This is a genomic window from Streptomyces sp. NRRL WC-3549 (assembly GCF_000721935.1).
GTDB lineage: Bacteria > Actinomycetota > Actinomycetes > Streptomycetales > Streptomycetaceae > Streptomyces.
In genome coordinates this window covers 174,188-181,775 of the sequence record NZ_KL585395.1, presented here as the reverse complement: position 1 = coordinate 181,775, position 7,588 = coordinate 174,188, and the positions used below count along the sequence as shown (strand labels likewise).

Sequence of the window (7,588 nt, the reverse complement as noted above, 5' to 3'; positions counted from 1 at the left end):
GTCAGCCCCGGCACGCCGGGGCCGGTGGACGGCATCATCGTCTTCTGGAGCCCGATCGACAGCTCGCGCTCGGTCTCGGCGGTTCCGGCCCGGTTCAGGGCCTGGGCGAGCATCCGGGAGACGGTCGACAGCACGGAGCGCTCGTCGGGCGAGAACACCACGTGGTGCTGGAAGCCGGCCATCCAGGCCCCTGTGGTCCGTCCCCCGGAGATGAGCGGCAGGAACGCCCAGGACCGGCGTCCGAAGTCGCGGGCCAGGGGCCAGGTGGCGGGAAAGCGGCGGCGGTACTCCTCGGGTGAGGACAGGTAGATCGGCTGCCCGGTCCGCACCACCTCGGCCGCCGGGTAGTCGGTCTCCAGCGGCATGTCCGTGAACCGCTTCTCGTCGCCGGGGTCGTGCCCGTAGTGCCCGACGACCGTCAGGTGGTCGCCGGAGACGCCGAAGACGGCGAGGCCGTCCAGCGCGAACCCGGGCATGGAGAGCGAACCGGCGACCCGCAGGACCTGCGCGGTGGACCCCGCCTCGGCCAGCGCCCGCCCCGCGTCCAGCAGGAACGCCTCGCGGGACCGCCGCCAGTCCCCGGTGACGGCCGCGTCGGCGGCCTCGGGCGAGGCCGGTTCCGTCACCTCCTGGAGCGTTCCCCGCAGGACGAACCGGTGCGGGCCCGGCTTCTCCACGGTGACCGGCCTCGACCGGCTGCGTACCGTCCGCAGCACCGAGCCCCGGCCGTCCACGACCCGCAGCCGCGTCTCGGCCATGGTGCCCTTGGTGACCGCGAAGTTCACGATGCCGTTGAGTTCGTCGACGTCCGCGGGGTGGAAGCGGTGGCGCACGTCGTCGGCGTGGCAGGTGACGGGCTCGGCGGGCATGCCCATCAGCCGGGCCGCCTCCGCGTCGAGCCAGACCGTCTCCACCGCGCTGTCCCAGCTCCACAGACCGGTCCCGGTCGCGGCCAGGATGTCCTCGGTGCGCATTGCCCCACTTTATGGAGGTCTGCTCTGCGGGCGCCACCGAGGAACGGCCGCCCGAACACGCCCCGCGCCGGGGCGGTGGGCCCCGACGGTGGGGCCCGGAAGGCCCCGCGTCGACCATGTCAATGAAGTGGTGCGCGTACGGGCGGTAGCCTGGGGTGTCAATCCACACCGACCGCGAAGACTGGATGAACGACGATGCATCGGTACAGGTCCCACACCTGCGGCGAGCTCCGCGCCTCTGACGTCGGCACCGACGTCCGGCTGAGCGGCTGGCTGCACAATCGCCGAGACCTGGGCGGCATCCTCTTCATCGATCTGCGCGACCACTACGGCCTGGTGCAGCTCGTCGCCCGTCCGGGCACCCCCGGCAACGACGCCCTGTCGAAGCTGACCAAGGAGACCGTCGTACGGATCGACGGCAAGGTCTCCGCGCGCGGCGCCGACAACGTCAACCCGGAGCTCCCGACCGGTGAGATCGAGATCGAGGTCACCGAGGTCGAGGTGCTGGGCGAGGCCGGCCCCCTGCCGTTCACGATCAACGCCGAGGACGGGGTCAACGAGGAGCGCCGCCTGGAGTACCGCTTCCTCGACCTGCGCCGCGAGCGCATGCACCGCAACATCATGCTGCGCTCGGCCGTGATCGCCTCCATCCGCTCCAAGATGGTGGCCCTCGGCTTCAACGAGATGGCGACCCCGATCCTCACCGCGACCTCCCCCGAGGGCGCCCGCGACTTCGTGGTCCCCTCCCGGCTGAACCCGGGCAAGTTCTACGCCCTCCCCCAGGCGCCGCAGCAGTTCAAGCAGCTGCTGATGATCTCCGGCTTCGACCGCTACTTCCAGATCGCGCCCTGCTTCCGCGACGAGGACGCCCGCGCCGACCGCTCGCCGGGCGAGTTCTACCAGCTCGACGTCGAGATGTCGTTCGTCGAGCAGGAGGACGTCTTCCAGCCGATCGAGAAGCTGATGACCGAGCTCTTCGAGGAGTTCGGCAACGGCCGCCACGTCACCTCGCCGTTCCCGCGCATCCCGTTCCGCGAGTCGATGCTGAAGTACGGCAACGACAAGCCGGACCTCCGCGCGAAGCTGGAGCTCGTCGACATCTCGGACGTCTTCGCCGACTCCGGGTTCAAGGCGTTCGCCGGCAAGCACGTCCGCGCGCTGCCGGTGCCGGACACCGCGGGCCAGTCCCGCAAGTTCTTCGACGGCCTCGGCGAGTACGCGGTCGAGCACGGCGCCAAGGGCCTGGCCTGGGTGCGCGTCGGCGAGGACGGCACGCTGGCCGGCCCGATCGCCAAGTTCCTCACCGAGACGGACGTCAAGACGCTCACCGAGCGCCTCTCCCTCGTCCCCGGCCACGCCGTCTTCTTCGGCGCGGGCGAGTTCGACGAGGTCTCCAAGATCATGTCCGCCGTCCGCGTCGAGGCCGCCAAGCGGGCCGGCCACTTCGAGGAGGGCGTCTTCCGGTTCTGCTGGGTCGTCGACTTCCCGATGTACGAGAAGGACGAGGAGACCGGCCGGATCGACTTCTCGCACAACCCCTTCTCGATGCCCCAGGGCGGCCTGAAGGACCTGGAGGAGAAGGACCCGCTGGACATCCTCGCCTGGCAGTACGACATCGTCTGCAACGGCATCGAGCTGTCCTCCGGCGCCATCCGGAACCACGAGCCCGAGCTGATGATCAAGGCCTTCGAGATCGCCGGCTACGACCGCGAGACCGTGGAGCACGAGTTCGCGGGCATGCTCAAGGCCTTCCGCCTCGGCGCCCCGCCGCACGGCGGCATCGCCCCGGGCGTCGACCGCATCGTGATGCTGCTGGCCGACGAGCCGAACATCCGCGAGACGATCGCCTTCCCGCTGAACGGCAACGCCCAGGACCTCATGATGGGCGCCCCCACGGTGCTCGACGAGACCCGGCTGCGCGAGCTGAACATCCAGCTCCGCAAGCCCGTGGCGGGAGCGAAGGAGAAGGCCGAGGCCAAGGACTCGGTGGCGAGGGACACCGGCGCCAAGTAGGCGTCAGCGGTTCCGCTTCGGTTCCACGTGAAACAGTCCCCGGCCGGATGGCCGGGGACTGTTTCACGTGGGGCCGGGACGGACGCGCGACGGTGCGGAACATCGAGGCGCGGGTACACGGACGTGGTACAGCCGGATGGCCCCGGATCCGGTTCGGCGTTGCCGGGCCCGGCAAAGACTGCCACCGAGATACCGCGTCCACCCGCCCACGAGGAGCCGTGCACCGTGTCCGTCCTACGCCGTCCGTACGTCCTGTTCGTCGCGCTGTTGCTGCTGGCCGCCGGCTGCTCGGCCGGTGCGGCGGAGAACCCCGCTCCCCGTGGCGCGGCCGGTCCCGAGTCCTCGGCGGGGCCGTCGGCGCCCTCCTCCGCCTCCGCCCGGCCGGTGCCCGTGCCCCCGGCGGAGATCCCGGCGCTGGGGCCGCAGACCCGGGCGCAGATCCCGGCCGGGGCCGGCCAGGCCGTCGTGGTGACCGGCGACGGCGCCGACTCCAACCGTTCGGTGGTCATGGTCTACGGCCGTGACGACCCCGCCACCGGCTGGAGGCCCGTGACCGGCCCGTGGGCCGCCCACAACGGGAAGAGGGGCTGGACCGACCACCACGTCGCGGACGACCTCCGGTCACCCGTGGGGGTGTTCGGCCTCACCGACGCGGGCGGCCGCCTCCCCGATCCGGGGGCGCTGCTCCCGTACGACGAACAGCCCCGTTTCGCGGTGACGGGCGAGGGGTTCCTCGGGGAGCCGCTCGACGGGTCCTTCGACTACGTGGTCGCCATCAACTACAACCGGGTCTCCGGCGTCAGCCCCCTGGACCGCACCCGGCCGCTCGGAGAGGAGCGGGGCGGTGGCATCTGGCTCCACGTGGACCACGGCGGGCCCACCCAGGGGTGCGTGTCGCTCCCCGAGGACCGGATGACGGAACTGCTGCGCACCCTCGACCCGGCGAAGCACCCGGTGATCGTGATGGGGGACGCGGCGTCCCTGCTGAGGTGATCCCCGTACGGACGAGGGCCCAGGACCGGTGCCGGTCCTGGGCCCTCGCCGTGGGTCGTGGCGGTTACGCCGGCTTCTCCTCCAGGCGCGGGAAGAGCACCGCGCCCTTGGTCACCGTCGCACCGGCGGGCAGCCGGCCCCAGCGGCCCGCGTCCTGCACCGGCTGGTCGGCCAGTGCACCGAGGGACGCCTCCGCGCCGAGGGACTCCCACAGCTTCTGCGAGGTCTCCGGCATCACGGCGTTCAGCAGGACCGCGACACCGCGCAGCGACTCGGCGGCCGTGTACAGGATCGTCGCGAGCCGGGCCTGGGCCTCGGGCGATTCGTCCTTGGCGACCTTCCAGGGCTCCTGCTCCGTGATGTAGCCGTTGACCTGCTTCACGAAGTCGAAGACCGCGAGGATGCCGGCCTGGAAGTCCAGCTCCTCACCGATCTTCTCGTCGGCCGTGGCCACGGCCTTCGCGAGCCCTTCGCGGACCGCCTGCTCCGCCTCGCCGGCGGCCGTGGCCTCCGGGAGCGCGCCGCCGAAGTACTTGCCGACCATGGCCGCGACCCGCGAGGCCAGGTTGCCGTAGTCGTTGGCGAGCTCGGAGGTGTAGCGGGCGGAGAAGTCCTCCCAGGAGAACGAGCCGTCGCTACCGTAGGCGATCGCGCGCAGGAAGTACCAGCGGTAGGCGTCCACCCCGAAGTGCGAGGTCAGGTCCTGCGGCTTGATGCCCGTCAGGTTCGACTTGGACATCTTCTCGCCGCCGACCATCAGCCAGCCGTTGGCGACGACCTTGCCGGGCAGCGGGAGCCCCTGGGCCATCAGCATCGCCGGCCAGATGACCGAGTGGAAGCGGAGGATGTCCTTGCCGATCAGGTGCACGTCCGCCGGGAAGGTGGCGTCGAACTTCTCCTGGTTGGCGCCGTAACCGACCGCCGTCGCGTAGTTGAGCAGGGCGTCGATCCACACGTAGATGACGTGCTTCGGGTCCCACGGCACCGGGACGCCCCAGTCGAACGTGGAACGGGAGATCGACAGGTCCTGGAGACCCTGCTCGACGAAGTTCACGATCTCGTTGCGCGCCGACTCGGGCCGGATGAAGCCCGGGTTGGCCGCGTAGAACTCCAGGAGCTTCGGGCCGTACTCGCTGAGCTTGAAGAAGTAGTTCTCCTCCTTGAGGATCTCCACCGGCTTCTTGTGGATCGGGCACAGCTTGGTGCCGTCCTCCGCCTCGACGAGGTCGCCGGGGAGCTTGTACTCCTCACAGCCCACGCAGTACGGGCCCTCGTAACCGCCCTTGTAGATCTGGCCCTTGTCGTACAGGTCCTGCACGAACTCCTGCACACGGTCGGTGTGCCGCTTCTCCGTCGTACGGATGAAGTCGTCGTTCGCGATGTTCAGGTGCTCCCAGAGGGGCTTCCACGCCTCCTCGACGAGCTTGTCGCACCAGGCCTGGGGGGTGACGTCGTTCGCCTCGGCCGTGCGCATGATCTTCTGACCGTGCTCGTCCGTGCCGGTGAGGTACCACACCTTCTCGCCACGCTGGCGGTGCCAGCGGGTGAGCACGTCGCCTGCGACGGTCGTGTAGGCGTGGCCCAGGTGAGGAGCGTCGTTGACGTAGTAGATGGGGGTCGAGACGTAGTACGCCTTCGCCCCCTGCTTCTCGGATCCAGTGGCCGCCATGGTCGAAATCCTAACGGTCCGTGGGAGGCCCACTCACCTCGATGAGCCCGGTCCCGGCCGCGGAGAGCTTTGCGAAACATCCTTTCCCGTACCAAAGACGCATCCTGGGAGGAGTAGGCACGCGTGCACGAGGCAGGGGACAACACCATGCGGGTACTGGTCGCCGAGGACGAGGAGATCCTCGCGGAGCTCGTCGCCACCGGACTGCGGCGGGCGGGCTTCGCCGTCGACACCGTCTACAGCGGGGACGCGGCGCTCGCCTACCTGGGGCTCCACGACTACGACGTCGTCGTCCTGGACCGGGATCTGCCCCGGGTCCACGGCGACGACGTGGCGCGGCGGCTCGTGGCCTCCGGCTCCCGGACCAAGATCCTGATGCTGACCGCGTCCGGGACCATGGAGGACCGGGTGGAGGGGCTCGACCTGGGCGCCGACGACTACGTGACCAAACCCTTCGAGTTCCCCGAGCTGGTCTCCCGGGTACGCGCGCTACGCCGCCGCAGCGCCCGCCCCGTCCCGCCCCAGCTGGAACGGCACGGCATCCGCCTCGACAGCGTGCGCCGGGCCGCCACCCGGGACGGGCGCGACCTGGACCTGTCGCCCAAGGAGTTCACCGTGCTGCAGCTGCTGCTGGAGGCCGACGGTGCCGCCGTGAGCGCGGAGGAACTGCTGGAGCGCGCCTGGGACGCGAACGCCGACCCGTTCACGGGTGCCGTCCGGGTCTGCATGAGCAAGCTGCGCTCCAAGCTCGGGGAGCCGCCGCTCATCCGCACCGTGCAGGGCGTGGGGTACGCCCTGTGACCCGGCCGACGAAGCCCGCGCAGGGGAAGGAGGCGTGGCAGGGGCGCCACTCCACGATCCGGACGCGGATCGCCCTCGTGTACGGCGGGGTGTTCCTGGTCCTGGGCACGGCGCTGCTCGCCACGGTCAACCTGGCGTCGCGGGCGGGCACGGACTCGCAGGCGCGTGCCATCGCCACCTCCGCGGCGGTCGCCCAGCCGGGCTTCGCGGTGAACGGCCCGCTGCACAACCGCGGCCGGCTGGGGCCGCCCACGGTCTACGACGTCACCGACGACGTCAGCGACGCCGCCAGCCGTGAGCTGCTGTACTGGTCGGTCGCCGCCCTGCTCGTCATGACGGGCTGTGCGGTGGCCGTGGGCTGGTGGACGGCGGGGCGGGTGCTGCGGCCCGTCCACGCCATGACGGCGAAGGCCCGCGAGCTGTCCGAGCACACCCTGCACGAGCGGATCGCGGCCGGCGGGCCCGACGACGAGCTGAAGGAGCTGGGCGAGACGCTGGACGCGCTGCTGGCCCGGCTGGAGAAGGCGTTCGACAGCCAGCGGCGGTTCATCGCCAACGCCTCGCACGAGCTGCGGACCCCGCTGGCCACCCAGCGGGCCGCCATCCAGATCGGGCTCGACGACCCGTCCCCGGAGGACCTGGTACGGACCCGGCAGACGCTGCTGGACAACAACCGGCGCAGCGAGCGGCTCATCGAGGGGCTGCTGGTGCTGGCGCGCAGCGAGAGGGGGCTGGCGAACAGCGAGCGCGAGGACGTCGATCTGGCGCAGGTGGTGGCCGAGGAGGCCGCACAGCCCCCGTCACCGGCGGGACGGCCGGGGCCGGGGCCCGGGGTGGCGGTCGCCATCGAGCCCTGCGTCGTACGGGGGAACCGGCAGCTGCTGGCCCAGTTGGTGGCGAACCTGCTGTCCAACGCCGTCCGCTACAACGTGCCCGGCGGATCGGTGGAGGTCTCGCTGTCGGCGTGCGCGGAGCTGGTGGTCCGCAACACCGGCCCCCAGGTCGCCGAGTCGGACATCGCCGGGTTCTTCCAGCCGTTCCGGCGGGGGGAGGGGCGGGACCGGATGGGCCAGGGGTCGGGCCTGGGGCTGTCGATCGTCCGGTCCATCGCGGTGGCCCACGGCGGTACGGCCACGGC

The 7,588-nt window shown here is 71.0% G+C and carries 6 protein-coding genes; 4 read left to right on the top strand and 2 right to left on the bottom strand.

Features of this window, described 5'->3' with window-relative positions:
* Positions 1–974, bottom strand: a 974-nt coding sequence (locus IH13_RS0113655) for a GAF domain-containing protein (RefSeq protein WP_031084213.1), incomplete at its 3' end; no start/stop codon positions are given.
* Positions 975–1,169: 195 nt separating this feature from the next.
* Between IH13_RS0113655 and aspS the strand changes: the two genes are divergently transcribed.
* Together aspS and IH13_RS0113645 are read left to right on the top strand one after the other, a co-directional pair.
* Positions 1,170–2,987: an aspartate--tRNA ligase gene (aspS, locus tag IH13_RS0113650; RefSeq protein ID WP_031084212.1), complete on the top strand. Its 1,818-nt coding sequence runs from the start codon at positions 1,170–1,172 to the stop codon at positions 2,985–2,987.
* A gap of 225 nt (positions 2,988–3,212) precedes the next feature.
* Entirely contained in the window at positions 3,213–3,980 is a 768-nt protein-coding gene (locus IH13_RS0113645) for a lipoprotein (protein ID WP_031084210.1), read from the top strand.
* Between the two features lie 64 nt (positions 3,981–4,044).
* Here the strand turns inward: IH13_RS0113645 and metG are convergent, their stop codons facing one another.
* Complete coding sequence (gene metG / locus IH13_RS0113640) at positions 4,045–5,649, bottom strand: methionine--tRNA ligase (protein ID WP_031084208.1); 1,605 nt, start codon at positions 5,647–5,649, stop codon at positions 4,045–4,047.
* 147 nt (positions 5,650–5,796) lie between these two features.
* Here metG and IH13_RS0113635 point away from each other — a divergent pair, with 147 nt between their 5' ends.
* Both IH13_RS0113635 and IH13_RS0113630 read left to right on the top strand, forming a co-directional pair.
* Positions 5,797–6,450: a response regulator transcription factor gene (locus tag IH13_RS0113635; protein ID WP_031084206.1), complete on the top strand. Its 654-nt coding sequence runs from the start codon at positions 5,797–5,799 to the stop codon at positions 6,448–6,450.
* On the top strand, positions 6,447–7,588 hold a 1,142-nt coding region (locus IH13_RS0113630; RefSeq protein WP_031084203.1), incomplete at its 3' end, for a sensor histidine kinase. The genes IH13_RS0113635 and IH13_RS0113630, both read left to right, overlap by 4 nt.

Bases quoted from the DNA above. Each gene is read 5' to 3' on its own strand.
- aspS (WP_031084212.1), top strand. From the start codon at position 1,170: ATGCATCGGTACAGGTCCCACACCTGCGGCGAGCTCCGCGCCTCTGAC.
- metG (WP_031084208.1), bottom strand. From the start codon at position 5,649: ATGGCGGCCACTGGATCCGAGAAGCAGGGGGCGAAGGCGTACTACGTC.
- IH13_RS0113635 (WP_031084206.1), top strand. From the start codon at position 5,797: ATGCGGGTACTGGTCGCCGAGGACGAGGAGATCCTCGCGGAGCTCGTC.